The sequence below is a fragment of the Candidatus Poriferisocius sp. genome, assembly GCF_965208355.1.
In the GTDB taxonomy this organism is placed as follows: domain Bacteria; phylum Actinomycetota; class Acidimicrobiia; order Acidimicrobiales; family Bin134; genus Poriferisocius.
Window position 1 is genome coordinate 1,879,483 of sequence record NZ_CBDBOM010000003.1, and the last position, 12,970, is coordinate 1,892,452.

Annotated in this window: 8 protein-coding genes; 3 read left to right on the forward strand and 5 right to left on the reverse strand. The window is 62.9% G+C overall.

Annotation, left to right across the window (positions count from 1 at the left end; translation table 11 throughout):
• Nucleotides 1–60 precede the first annotated feature (60 nt).
• The 3 genes from ACOGXH_RS09995 to ACOGXH_RS10005 all read right to left on the reverse strand — a co-directional run bounded on the left by ACOGXH_RS09995 (nucleotide 61) and on the right by ACOGXH_RS10005 (nucleotide 5,263).
• Entirely contained in the window at nucleotides 61–1,167 is a 1,107-nt protein-coding gene (locus ACOGXH_RS09995; RefSeq protein ID WP_419928960.1) for a hypothetical protein, read from the reverse strand.
• Nucleotides 1,168–1,262: 95 nt separating this feature from the next.
• On the reverse strand, nucleotides 1,263–2,378 hold the full coding sequence (locus tag ACOGXH_RS10000; RefSeq protein ID WP_419928961.1) for a restriction endonuclease subunit S: 1,116 nt from the start codon (nucleotides 2,376–2,378) through the stop codon (nucleotides 1,263–1,265).
• A 101-nt stretch (nucleotides 2,379–2,479) separates the two neighbouring features.
• A complete protein-coding gene (locus tag ACOGXH_RS10005) occupies nucleotides 2,480–5,263 on the reverse strand; it encodes a DEAD/DEAH box helicase family protein (RefSeq protein WP_419928962.1) in 2,784 nt (927 codons plus the stop codon).
• A 145-nt stretch (nucleotides 5,264–5,408) separates the two neighbouring features.
• Here ACOGXH_RS10005 and ACOGXH_RS10010 point away from each other — a divergent pair, with 145 nt between their 5' ends.
• Nucleotides 5,409–5,678 carry a HigA family addiction module antitoxin gene (locus tag ACOGXH_RS10010; RefSeq protein ID WP_419928963.1) on the forward strand — a complete coding sequence of 90 codons (270 nt, stop codon included), beginning with the start codon at nucleotides 5,409–5,411 and terminating at the stop codon, nucleotides 5,676–5,678.
• A gap of 16 nt (nucleotides 5,679–5,694) precedes the next feature.
• Nucleotides 5,695–6,150, forward strand: coding sequence for a VOC family protein (locus ACOGXH_RS10015; protein ID WP_419928964.1), 456 nt, complete (start codon nucleotides 5,695–5,697; stop codon nucleotides 6,148–6,150).
• Between the two features lie 35 nt (nucleotides 6,151–6,185).
• Here ACOGXH_RS10015 and ACOGXH_RS10020 read toward each other — a convergent pair whose 3' ends face one another.
• Both ACOGXH_RS10020 and uvrA read right to left on the reverse strand, forming a co-directional pair.
• Entirely contained in the window at nucleotides 6,186–7,706 is a 1,521-nt protein-coding gene (locus tag ACOGXH_RS10020; RefSeq protein ID WP_419928965.1) for an alkaline phosphatase PhoX, read from the reverse strand.
• A gap of 68 nt (nucleotides 7,707–7,774) precedes the next feature.
• Complete coding sequence (uvrA, locus tag ACOGXH_RS10025; protein WP_419928966.1) at nucleotides 7,775–10,633, reverse strand: excinuclease ABC subunit UvrA; 2,859 nt, start codon at nucleotides 10,631–10,633, stop codon at nucleotides 7,775–7,777.
• A gap of 81 nt (nucleotides 10,634–10,714) precedes the next feature.
• Here uvrA and ACOGXH_RS10030 point away from each other — a divergent pair, with 81 nt between their 5' ends.
• A complete protein-coding gene (locus ACOGXH_RS10030) occupies nucleotides 10,715–12,694 on the forward strand; it encodes an FAD-dependent oxidoreductase (protein WP_419928967.1) in 1,980 nt (659 codons plus the stop codon).
• The last annotated feature ends 276 nt before the right edge of the window (nucleotides 12,695–12,970 follow it).

Consider the following 12,970-nt stretch of genomic DNA (forward strand, 5'->3'; position numbering starts at 1 on the left):
GGATGGTATCAGCTCGATACCACATTATCGACCACGACAAGCCGGCATCTTCGCTTTCCCCTAGGTCAAGGGAGGTGCAGCAGGGGGCACTTTCGAGTCGAGGGCTTCAAGCATCTCTTGCCAACCGTCAGGGTCTTGCGTTGCATCAAGAGTGATTTCCAAATCGGCGACCGGGTCGTCGGGGTGCTCGCGCAACCAGTTGAGGATGGGCTCCATCAGGTAGTGCAACACGCAATATTCCGCGGTGGATGCATGCTTTGCACCTACGGCGCCCGGATCACCGTGAGCTGCGCCTGAGCGGGCGTCGTACCAATCCATCACCCGATGCCATTCGGAACAGCGCCAACCCAAGTAGGTATTTCCAAGATCTCGTAGCGAATTGAGTCTGTAGCGATCACGCGAGTTGTTGGGAGATAGGTTGAGATACGCACAGATTGGACGATCTCGACCACAGAGACTTTCTTCGGGCCGCCCACATCCAAACCACGTGACGTGACGTGCGAGTCGAAGGGTTTGGGAGCCTGAATGGCGCTTCAATAGCCAGGCTTCAAGGGCTGCCATGACACTGAGCAACTTAAGGTCAGAGCGGTACTCTGTGGCCGCTCGAGCCAATAGCCGTGCTCCCGTTACCGCCCGGCGAGCACCATCAGGAGGCGATGTATCGGCAAGCGAATCACTCAAGTACTGGAAAGCGTTAGAACTGGCCCAATCGTCGTGGGACGCCTGAGTGAACGTGAAGCCTAGGTAGTCACCGACGAGACGGTGCCCCGGTGCGCTGTTCTCCCAGATGGCGATGTAGCCAATCTTTGATTCGCTTACATCACCAGGAAGGCCAAACGAGGTTGACTGCCCGGATTGACGAGAAAGCTGAAAGAGTCGAAGGACGTCGAGGCTTGCCCTGAGTTCGTCTATCGCGGCATCGATGTCAAACCTGCCTGGAACCACGGCAATCGTCGACTCCTTCGCCAAATCGAGAAGCTCGTATACGCCATCGTGAAAGAAATCCCCCTCATCTCCGATTGGCGGTACGTCTCGAATGAGGTCAGGACCGGCGGTTCCGGGATGAAGAGCGACACGGCCGATCTCCCACCGGCAGGGTACCTGCAGCCCAACGATGGGCATCAGGTAGCGATCAGGCGGTATTCGTTCAGAACTTCTTCCAGCCACGGGTATCTCCTAAGCGATCTTTTCGATCAGCGCGAGTGTGCCCCCTTGACTAGAGACATGCGAGCCGATTCTTCGTCAACGCTCCCAGCAGCGAGCTACCGAGAATCAGCGATGCGCTCCAGTAGGGCTGAAGCTGGTTCGTCGTTGGGGTCTTGGGGTACGAGACGGCCTGAAAACGCCTCTGAGAGAAGAGACTTGTAGAGAGCGCTGCATCGTTGTTGGGCGCGCTGCACTTCTGCGTCAGCATGGTCAATTGCATCCATGGCTTCATTCAAGCCCTTGATGAGTCGATCTTGTTCACTGAGAGGTGGCAGAGGGACTACGAGCTCACGTACCCGCGATTTATTCAGTGCTGGTTGGTTGTTTCCAGACCCAACGCCTCGATTCGCTTCGTATTGGGCGCGGAATACGTAGTAGAGCCATTCAGGCATGAGTCTCGAATGATCGACTCGGATGGCGGCAGAGTTTTGGTTATGGGCTGCTGCAATTTCGAGGATCGCTGCCTGCCCTCTAGTTTTTCCTTCACCAATCATTCCCAGGAGGACAGTGCCGGGTGGATGTATTCGATCAGACTTGACTGCACCAACTGAGACGGACTCACGTGTTTCTCTGATACGGCAAAACTGCACCTCACCGCTAGAAACCCAAGGTATTGAGCCATCCCACAATTCAGGTCTGCTTCGACTGGGCGTCGAGCCCACAAAGACCTCAGCGACCTCCCCAAGCTGCTCACTTGCCCACCCTCGAATGGCCGTCTTGGCCAGTACGGAGGGTAAGGAACGGAGCTTCCCATGCGAAGCGCGCAAAGACTCAGCGGCAGCATCGAGGCGGGAGAAGTGTTCTTCGATGGCAGCGACAATTCGAGCTTGCTCATCAATCGGCGGCAGCGCAATTTCATACTCCTGCATTTGTCGCCACTTGAGGCGCGGGCGGTCGCCCGTACTCTCATGCTGCGCAAACGCGCAGAATGAAGGACTCAAGAGCGAGTGCTGCAAGTACCGCGGCAGTATGGCTTGAGACTTTGGCAACACAATCAGCTCTGCTGAACCGAGTGCTTCGCAATCTATGTGTGCGACCTTGTTCAGATAGGGCCGCAACCGCGCATACGCTACGTCTTCCGGGTATAGCTCAACTGACTGCGAGCTATAGTCGCTTGACTTTTCCCAGCCGATCACCGTCCCGCTATCGCCTGCAATGTTGTCGAGGCTCAAGTAGGGACGGTCGTCGTCGGAAGCCGGAATCACCTTCCCGGCTCGAGGAAGACAAATTTGACCAAGTTGTACCCGCTCCCATCTGGAAGGTAGCTCCCCATTCATGCCGCTAGGGCTTCGATCAGATCGTCAAGCAGGGAGTTCAAGCCGGCACCGAAGAGTTGGCGGGCTTTGCCTAGGCCGCCGCGGTCGCTGAAGGGTGGGGACTGGAGGTCGGCGAGGGTGATGCTGAGGCTGGAGGCGATACGGTCCTTGATCAGGCCGAGGTAAGCGAGTTGGTCGTCGGTGAAGTCGGTTCCGGAGGTCTGCTGTTGGTTCAACCAGACTTCGAACCGTTCGTTGACCAGATCGGGGTAAGCAACCAGTTCGTCGGCGTTTCCGAGGGCATAGCGGACCAGGCTCACGAGGTCGGTGGCTACTCGGTGGCCTGAGCCTCTGACCTTGGACTTGTCGAGAGTTTCGTAGGCCTGCCAGAGGATGTCGGGGGTCCAGCGGTGTGGTGGACGGCCGACGGCGCTGACCAGTTCCTTGATGTCGTCGTAGGTGAGGCCGCCGCCGTAGGGCTGGCTGTAGAGGACCTCCAGCGCGGTGATCTCGTCTTTGTGGTCTTCAATGAACTGCTTCCAAGACTCCACTTGGGTGTGGGCCCGGTCGGCAGCATCGACGGAGAATTCACCTGAGATCACCCGGTCACGAGAGGCGGTGTCGATGACCTGTTCGTAGCTGCGGCGGATGTCCACCAGCTTCTCCCGCAATTCGGGGTTGCCGGCCAGGGGTTGGATCGCTTCGGCGATCAGCTCTTGGGCGGCTAGGGCCACGTGCTCGGGGGATGGGTCGTCGGTGCCTGTTTCTGCCGTGGCGGCGGCAACCTGGTGGTCGGGGTCGAGGGCATCTGTGATTTGGCGGACCAAATCGCTCAGTTCGACCCCTGCCACCGACTCCACCTCCGACCGGTCTTCTGCGGTGATTCGACGGTCGAGTCGGGCCAGGCGCGACGCTACCGATGACACCACGTCGGGATCCCTTACGCCGAGGCCGATTTGGTTGAGCAGCTGATCAAAGGTCGCGTATCGCTGTCGCTCTAACGGAACGGTGTCGTGGAGGTCGGCCTCGGTCACGCCCACCGCGTCCACGATGACGAAGAACTCCTTGGCCTGGGCGTCGGGAGTGACTGTACGAAGCTGGTCGCTGTCGATCACCCGGACGCCTCGGCCCTTCATCTGCTCGAAGAAGTTGCGGCTTCGCACCATGCGCATGAACACCACGCACTCGATGGGCTTTACGTCGGTGCCGGTGGCGATCATGTCCACGGTTACCGCGATGCGGGTGGGATAGTCGGTGCGGAACTTCTGGAGCAGTTGCTCGGCGCTCTCGCCCGACTCGCCGGAACGGTAGGTGATCTTCACCGCCCCCTGGTTGCCAAGACCGAACTCCTCCCGAACAATCTGCACGATGTCGTCGGCGTGGCTGTCGTCTTTGGCGAAGATCAGGGTCTTGGGAACATTGACCAGGAGGCCATCTTCGTTGCGTTCCCGCTCTTCAAACATCTTGGGCAGCGAGTTGCGAAACGTGCGCACGATGGTGCGGATCTGATCGGGGGCCACCACTTTCTTGTCGAGTTCCGCTGCGTTGTAGTCGATGTCAGCGTCGGCCTGCTCGAGCCGGATGCTGCGGGTCTCACGATCGCGGAACTCGGTCACAAAGCCTGCGGGTACAGTGCTGCCTGCTTCGGTGATCTCGGTCTGGATGCGGAAGATGTCGAAGTCCACGTTGACCCGGTCGGCCACCGCTTGAGTGTGCCCGTACTCCATCACCAGGTTCTGGTCGAAGAAGCCAAAAGTCTGAATGCCGGGCGTGGCGGTTAGGCCCACCAGAAAGGCGTCGAAATACTCCAGCACCTGGCGCCACACGCCGTAGATCGAGCGATGGCACTCGTCGATGATGATCAAGTCGTACGACTCGATCGGCACCCTCGGGTTGTAGGCCAGCTCCACCGGCTGATCGAGGGGAATGTCAAAACCCGACCGCTCGTCGAGGTCTTCGTCAAGCTCCTCGCCCCGCAGGATGGAATAGAGACGTTGGATGGTGCTGACATGGACTTTGGCAGCCGCCTCGTTGGCCATGTTGAGCTGTGAAGAGGCGAGCCGACGGACGTTGTACAGCTCAGTGAACTTGTGGCGACTGTCGGGTACATCGAAACCCTCAAACTCCCGGACGGCCTGGCGGCCCAGGTTGGCCCGGTCGACCAAGAACAGGATGCGGTTGGCCCGAGCGTGGCGCAGCAGCCGGTAGCACACGTTGGCAGCGGCAAAAGTCTTGCCCGCGCCAGTGGCCATCTGGATCAGTGCTCGTGGACGATTGTCCTTGAACGACGCCTCCAGATTGCGGATGGCTTCGGCCTGCGCCGGCCATAGCCCGGGTGGCTCGTCGCCCAATTCGGGCAACTCTCCAAAGCCGTTGCGCAGGGTGGCGATGCCATTGAACTCTCTGTGGTCGTCCCGCCAGCGGGCCAGCGTCTCAGGGCGGTGGAAGGCGAACGCCCGTCGAGAGGTGGGCTTGGGGTCAAGCCCGCTGGTGAAGCGGGTCTCGGTACCGGTGGACTCGTAACCAAACGGCAGCGAGTCATCCACCAAGAAAGCGGGTAACTGGCCGGGATAGGCGGACTGGTACTTGCAAGTCTGGGGCTCTACTCCGGTAAGGGTGGTGCCCTCCTTCTTGGCTTCGATAACACCTACTGCTTGGGAATCGACGTAGAGCACGTAGTCGGCCGGTCCGGCCTCGGTGGGCACCTCTCGCACCGCCACTCCCCTGGCGGCGGCGACCGCCGCGTGCTGGTAGTCCTGCACCTCCCACCCGCACTCCACCAGTTGGTCATCGATCGCCATGCGAGCACGAGCCTCAGGTGTGAGGTAATCAGACGTTGCGTTCACTGCGTAAAGGAATAGCAGGCAGAGGCTCTGTGAGGGGAAGCGGTAGGATTGCTCTTCTGATAGAGATCGCGGACTACCACTGATGAGGAAGGAACCAGGCATGGGCGAAATTGAGCCGAGTTTCACTCCAGGGGAGATCCTGAGCGACGAACTGGAGGCACGTGGCTGGAGCACGGCCAGGCTTGCAGAGACTATGGGAAGAACTGTCGAGGCGGTCACGGCGATTCTTGAAGATCGGACAGAGATCACCGCCGAGATTGCCGACGAAATCGGGCGCGCACTGGGAACTGGACCCGAACTGTGGCTGAACCTGCAAGACAACTATCGCAACAGATACACCGATACGGGCCACCGGCCGGTACGGGCATAGGCAGGGAGGTTCGGCCATGCTGACGGCGGGAATTGATCATGTTGCGACGATCACGAAGGACTCGGATCGGCTTCAGCGGTTCTATGTGGAGAACTTCGGGGCGTCGATTGAGTTTGACGGGCCGGAATTTCCGGGTGGGCCGCGGATGACGATCATCAACATTGGGCCGGACTGCGAATTCAATGTGTTCGAGATTGAGGGTAACAACGAGGCCGACAACCAGACTCCGATGTACGGCCGGGGGCGGATCGATCACATAGGGCTGCTGGCAGCCAGCTTCGAGGAGTTCTCCGAAATCAGGGAACGGCTAATGGCGGCAGGAGCGACCGACGGTATCGTCACCGTGTTCGGGCGAAAGCTCAGCTTGTTCTTCCGTGATCCCGACCGGATGGAGTGCGAGGTGCTGGTGGCCAACCCCGACTTCGATCCCGAAAACGTGATATTCGGCGAGCAGTCGGCCCGCTTCCAGTAGAGGGGGGCAATTCCCGGCCAATTGGGAACTGTCCGCTAGGCAGGTCGCCTTCGTCGAATGGCCACCAGGGCGCCGGCCACTACGGCAGCCGCAGCCACTCCCACGCCGACGAAAATCCCGGTGTTGCTTCCGCCTCCGCCATTGCCGCCAGAGCTGGCTGCGGCGGCGATGGTCTCGGTGGGAGCGGGAGTCGGCGCGGGGGTTGCAGCCCTGGTTGGGGCAGGTGTGGGGGCCGGAGTCGGGGCAGCGGTGGGTGCCGGGGTCGGAGCCGGAGTCGGGGCGGCCGTTGGGGTTGCGACCACCGTTGGCGCTGCCGTCGGGGTTGGCTCGGGCTCGGGCACGATGCCGCGGAAAGGCCCGGTTACCTCATAGGTGATGCCGGTGTGGTTCCCCTTGATCACCGATTCCGGCATCACATCCTCGGCATTGTTGGGGGCCGGACCGCGCTGGCTGGAGAAATACAGGCGGTCGCGCCGGGGATTGAACACCGGTCCGGTGATCTCCGACCCATCCTGGTCTACGACGCGCAGAAACGGAGCGACCTCGCCCTCGGGGGTGATGATGACGATCTCCATGTTGCCGCCGTCTTCGGCCACGTACACGTCGCCGCTGCCGCCGTCCACGGTGAGGTTGTCCACGCCCGACAGAATTGCGGTGCCGTCGGCCACCATGTCCGGATCAGCCTCATAGATCCGGCTGTAGGTCTGCTCTGCGGTATTGATGGCATGGATGATGTTGTCGAACTTGGTCGACCAGAACACCACGTCGTCGTGGTACCAAATGCCTTCCCCGCCCAAGAACGCTGTCGCCTCATCGGGCAGCTGATGGCGGGTAAGTGTCTCGCTCGCCGACGGGTCGGGTATTTCGATCCAGGTAACGGAACCGTCCTCCTCGACGCGGGCAGCTTCGAGCAATCCCTCGCTCAAATCGGGGTAGTTGGACGGCGTGAACCGGTAGAACAGCCCGTCGTACTGGTCCTCGGTCATGTACACCTGCTGGCGGTCGTGGTCGACTGCAGCCGCCTCGTGGGTGAAGATCCCCATGGCCGGGCGGGACATCGACGGTGTGGCCCCCGTCGGGTCGCATTCCCAGATCACGCCGTAGCCGCTGAAGTCCTCCTCGCCTGACAAGAAGGTGCCCCATGGGGTAGGACCGCCGCCGCAATTGGCGTTGCTTTCTCCCAGCAGACGGTAGGCGTCGAGGATTTCTCCGTCGGGGCCGTAGTGAATGGCGGAGACACCGGCAAAACCCGAAAGGAACACCTCACTGTTGACCGTGTGGTACCAGCCACCCTCGCCGTCGTCGAACACAGCCGCTCCGTCGGGATAGACAAGCCACCGATATTCGGATTTGCCCACTGGCTCGCCGGCCATCGCCACAATCCGAGAAGTAAAGCCCGGGGGCAGAAGGATGCCGTTTTCATCAGGCTCAATGCCGTCGAGGCTGCCGTAAGGGCCGGGGCCGGGCTGAGCACCGACTGCGCTGCCGACCAGTGGAACAGTGACGGCGCCGCCAGTAGCAACAACGGCGGCCCGCAAGAATTCTCGTCTATCCATGGGCGGAGCCTAATGAGTCAGCCAGGATTCTTCCTGTGCGCTTGGTGAAGGGCGTGGCGGCAGTTAGCTCAGATACCCAGCACGGGCCGGAGGAACTTGCCGGTGTAGCTGTGGTCGGAGCGAGCCACCAGCTCGGGGGGACCCTCGGCCACCACGGTCCCGCCGTTGTCGCCGCCCTCGGGACCTAGGTCCACGATCCAGTCGGCGGTCTTGACCACATCGAGGTTGTGCTCGATCACCAGCACGGTGTTGCCCTGGTCCACCAGGCGGCTGAGCACCGCCAGCAGCTTGCGGACGTCGTCGAAGTGCAGCCCGGTGGTGGGCTCGTCGAGGATGTAGATGGTGTGGCCGGTGGGTCGCTTGGCCAGCTCAGAGGCCAGCTTCACCCGCTGGGCCTCGCCCCCCGACAAGGTGGGGGCGGGCTGGCCCAGGCGGATGTAGCCCAACCCAACGTCCACCAGGGTCTGCATGTGGCGGGTGATGGCCGGCTGGTTGCCGAAGAATTCCAGGGCATCGGCGCAGGACATGTCCAGCACTTCGGAGATGGTCTTGCCCTTGAACTCGATGTCGAGGGTGTCGCGGTTGTAACGGGCCCCCTTGCACACCTCGCACGGCACATAAACGTCGGGCAGAAAGTGCATCTCGATCTTGATGGTGCCGTCGCCCGAGCAGGCCTCGCAGCGCCCGCCTTTCACGTTGAAGGAGAACCGGCCCGGCATGTAGCCCCGCACCCGGGACTCGGGGGTCTGGGCGAACAGCTTGCGGATGTGGTCGAAAACGCTGGTGTAGGTGGCCGGGTTGGACCGAGGGGTGCGGCCGATGGGCTGCTGGTCGATGTTGATCACCTTGTCGAGGGCCTCGGTGCCGTCGATGCCCTTGTGCAGGCCGGGCGGGATCTTGGACTTGTAGATGCGCTGCATCAGCGACCGGTACAAGATGTCGTTGACCAGGGTGGACTTGCCCGACCCCGACACCCCGGTCACGGTCACGAAGCAGCCCAGCGGGATGTCGATGTCGATGTCGGCCAGATTGTGCTCCCGGGCGCCGCGAATGGTGAGCCAGTCGTCGCCCGGATTCCGCCGGTGCTCGGGCACTGGGATGGACTTGCGGCCCGACAGGTAGTCGCCGGTGAGCGACTTCTTGTTCTTCATCAGGCCGGCAACGGTGCCGGAGTGGACCACGGTGCCGCCGTGCTCGCCGGCGCCGGGGCCGATATCCACCACGTAGTCGGCCACCCGCACCGTCTCCTCGTCGTGCTCCACCACCAAAACGGTGTTGCCCAGATCCCGCATCCGCTCCAGGGTGTCGATGAGGCGGCGGTTGTCCCGCTGATGCAAGCCGATGGAGGGCTCGTCCAGCACGTAGAGCACGCCGACAAGGCCGCTGCCGATCTGCGAGGCCAGCCGGATGCGCTGGGCCTCTCCCCCGCTGAGGGTGCCGGCCGAGCGACCCAGGGTCAGGTATTCCAGTCCGACGTCGAGCAGGAACTTGAGCCGGGCGTTTATCTCCTTGAGCACTTGCCCGGCGATGGCCTGGTCGCGCTCCGACAGCTCCAGCGAGGCCAAGGCGGCGGCCGAGTCCCGAATGGACAACCCGCACACCTCGTCGATGGTGCGGTTGTCCACGGTCACCGCCAGTGACAGCGGGTTGAGTCGGGCGCCTTGGCACGTCGAGCAGGGCACCTCCCGCATGTACCCCTCGATCTGGGCCCGCACCGCGTCGGAGTCCGACTCGCTGTGGCGGCGCTGGAGATAGGGGATGACCCCCTCGTAGCGGGCGTTGTAGCGGCGAACCCGGCCATATCGGTTCTTGAATCGGACCTCGGTCCGCTGGTTGGCAATGCCCTTGCCGTAAAGCAGCAGGTCATGGTGCTTGCGGTCGAGGCTCCCCCACGGCTCGTCCATGGGGATGTCCCGGTCCTCCGCCACCGACTCCACCAGGCGCTTGAAGTACTGGTTGTGACCCTTGGCCCACGGGGCGATGGCCCCATCCTCCAGGCTCAGGTCGGGGTCGGGTATCACCAGCTGGGGGTCGACCTCGAACACCGACCCCAGCCCGTCGCACGACTGGCACGCCCCGTACGGCGAGTTGAAGGAGAAGTTGCGGGGGGCCAGTTCTTCAAACGACTTGCCATCGGAGGGCCGGGACAGGTGCTGGGAGAAGGTAATCGTCTGCGGCTCTTCGTCGGAGTCGGAGTCCTGGGGCATGATCATCAGCTCGGCCACGCCCTCGGCCAGCCCCAGCGCGGTCTCCATCGATTCGGTGAGCCGCCGCTCAATGCCCTCCCGCATCACCAGGCGATCCACCACCACCGAGATGCTGTGCATCTCGTAGCGGGCCAAGTCGAGATCGTCGATGCCATTGTCCAACTCGATCAGGTCGCCGTCCACGATGGCTCGGGCGAATCCGTCGGAAGCCAGCTCGGCCAACAGGGTGTCGTAGGTGCCCTTGCGGCCCCGCACCACCGGGGCCAGCACCTGGAACCTTGTGTCCTCGTCCATCTCCATCACCCGGTCGACAATCTGCTGGGGGGTCTGGCGCACCAGCCGTTCGCCAGTCTCAGGGTCGTGGGGGATCCCGATGCGAGCGAACAGCAGCCGCAGGTAGTCGTACACCTCGGTGATGGTCCCCACCGTGGAGCGGGGGTTGCGGGAGGCGCTCTTCTGGTCGATGGAGATGGCCGGGGACAGCCCGTCGATGAAGTCCACGTCGGGCTTGTCCATCTGGCCCAGGAATTGGCGGGCGTAGGCCGACAGCGACTCGACGTAGCGGCGCTGGCCTTCGGCGTAGATGGTGTCGAAGGCCAGCGACGACTTGCCCGACCCGGAGATGCCGGTGAATACGATGAGCCGGTCGCGGGGTATCGTCAGATGGACGTCGCGCAGGTTGTGCTCACGCGCTCCATGGATGACGATCTCGTCGGCCACGCAGTGAACTTATCGGCCCGCGCTGACAATTGAGACAGGAGAGATGGAAAGAGCCGCAGAAAATGGGACCTGAATAGCCCCATGACCTACCCAAACGTTTTTCAGCCTCTCGACATCGGCGGCTGCACGCTGCCCAACCGGATCGTCCGGGCTGCTCACAGCACCGGCGCAGCGGGTGAAGACCTGATCGCCTACCACGAGGCCCGGGCCAGGGGCGGCGCGGCCCTCACCATCCTCCAGATCGCCGGCGTCCACCCGTCTTCTCCGACCGATATCCCGGTGTTCGCCGACAAGGTGCTGCCGTTCTACGAGGAGATGGCCGCTCGCCTTCACGCCGCCGGGGGCAAGGTGTTCCAGCAGCTCTGGCATGGAGGGGCGGCTATCGAACAGCGATCGCTCCAGAACTTCCAGCAACCCCTGGCCCCTAGTGCCATCCCCAGCCCGATGGTGGGTGTGGTCCCCCAGGAGCTGACCCAAGCCATGATCGACGACTTGGTGGAGGCATTCGCCGCCGCGGCTCGGCGTTGCGAGCAGGGCGGGCTCGACGGCGTGGAGCTGCACGGGGCCCACGGCTACCTGATCGGCCAGTTCCTCTCCCCCGCCACCAACCTGCGAGGCGACGACTACGGCGGCAGCCTGGAGAATCGCACCCGATTCCTGCGGGAGATCCTGGCCGCCATCCGAACTGAGACCAGCCCCGGCTTCCCGGTTGGCCTGCGCATCTCAGCCGACGACCAGATCGAGGGCGGCGTCGAACCGGAGGAAGCCGCCGACATCGCCAAGCTGGTGGAGCCCGACATCGACTTCCTCGACGTGTCGCTTTCGTCCTATTGGCGCTTCCACCGATTGTTGTCCACGCTGGATGAAGGGCTGGGCTACGAGGTGCCCACCAGCGAAGTGGTGACTGCGGCGGTGGACGTGCCCACCATCGTCACCGGCCGTATCACCACCCTCGACCACGCCGAGCACCTCATCAAGAGCGGCGTGGCCGACTTGGTGTCCATCGTGCGGGGGATGATCGCAGACCCCGAGCTGGTGGCCAAGGCACGCGACGGCCGGGAAGGCGAGATCCGCCCTTGCATCGGCACCTCGGTGGGCTGCGTGGCCCGGTTCATGGTGGCGGGGAAGATGCGCTGCGTGGTCAACACCGCCGCGGGCCAGGAGACTTCGTTGCCATTCGAACCGGAAGACAGGGTCTCAGAGCCCAAGCGGGTACTGGTGGCTGGGGGCGGACCCGCGGGACTAGAGGCAGCCCGCACCGCGGCGCTGCGGGGCCACGATGTGGTGCTCCACGAGATGACCGGCGACTTGGGGGGCCAGGTCCGCATGGCCGCCTCGGTGCCGCCCCGTTCTGACCTGGGGGCAATCACCGCGTTCTTGGCCGACGAGCTCGACCGGCTGGGGGTGACTGTGAAGCTCCGCTCCCCCGTCGATCCCGACGTGGTCGCCGATGAACGCCCGGACGAGTTGATCATCGCCACTGGCACCACCCCTCGGCGGGGCTTTCAGATCTCTGCGCCCTCGAAGCCGGTCCCCGGGGCCGACCTGCCCCACGTCTACACCAGTTGGGAGGTGCTGGGGTTTGGAGGCCGAGCCTCCATCGGCCAAAAGGCGGTGGTGTACGACGACACCGGCACGTTCGAGGCCATCTCGGTGTGCGATGCCCTTATGGCCGCAGGAGCGGAGGTGACGTTTCTCAGCCGCCACGAACAACTGGGGGCGACGATCCTGTACCCGGCCGCCACCGTCGAGGCCAGCCGGGAGAGGCTGTTCGCCGGACCGTTCTCCTTTGTTCCCGCAGTGGCGCTCCGGGAAATCACTCCCGATGCAGTCGTGACCCGCGACCTGGGCACATACACCGAACGGAGCTTCGACGCCGACACCGTGGTGATTGTGAGCTACCACGACTGCAATAGTGAGCTGTCCGACTATCTCCTCACCGAGATGCCTGGTCAGGCCGACACTCCACCGTTCAACTTGCACCTGGTGGGCGACGTAAACGGAACCAACAGCATCATGGCTGCCATCCACGCCGGCGCCAGCCTTGGTCGCAAAATCTAAGTTGGGCACCCGCAAGCTCCACCTTTGCCCGCGCAACGCAACTGACCGGAGCAACCGCGGGGGAACAGTCGCTCCGGCCAGTGCCGGGTAAGAGGTTGGGGGGGTTATCGAACGGGCTAGCGCCGCCGATGATTCTTCATACGCAAGGTGTGCTCGCCATTCACCTTCTCGGTGACCCTCTCGCGAACAGAGGCCAAAATCTCGTCAGCCCGTTCCTGTGCCGCGCCTGCCGTGGTGACCTGCCTTGCCGTCCCGATCGCAGGATTCCCCTTCGCC

Excerpts from the sequence above, each read along its gene's own strand:
- ACOGXH_RS10005 (WP_419928962.1), bottom strand. The coding sequence starts at position 5,263 with ATGGCGATCGATGACCAACTGGTGGAGTGCGGGTGGGAGGTGCAGGAC.
- ACOGXH_RS10010 (WP_419928963.1), top strand. The coding sequence starts at position 5,409 with ATGGGCGAAATTGAGCCGAGTTTCACTCCAGGGGAGATCCTGAGCGAC.
- ACOGXH_RS10015 (WP_419928964.1), top strand. The coding sequence starts at position 5,695 with ATGCTGACGGCGGGAATTGATCATGTTGCGACGATCACGAAGGACTCG.
- ACOGXH_RS10020 (WP_419928965.1), bottom strand. The coding sequence starts at position 7,706 with ATGGATAGACGAGAATTCTTGCGGGCCGCCGTTGTTGCTACTGGCGGC.
- ACOGXH_RS10030 (WP_419928967.1), top strand. The coding sequence starts at position 10,715 with ATGACCTACCCAAACGTTTTTCAGCCTCTCGACATCGGCGGCTGCACG.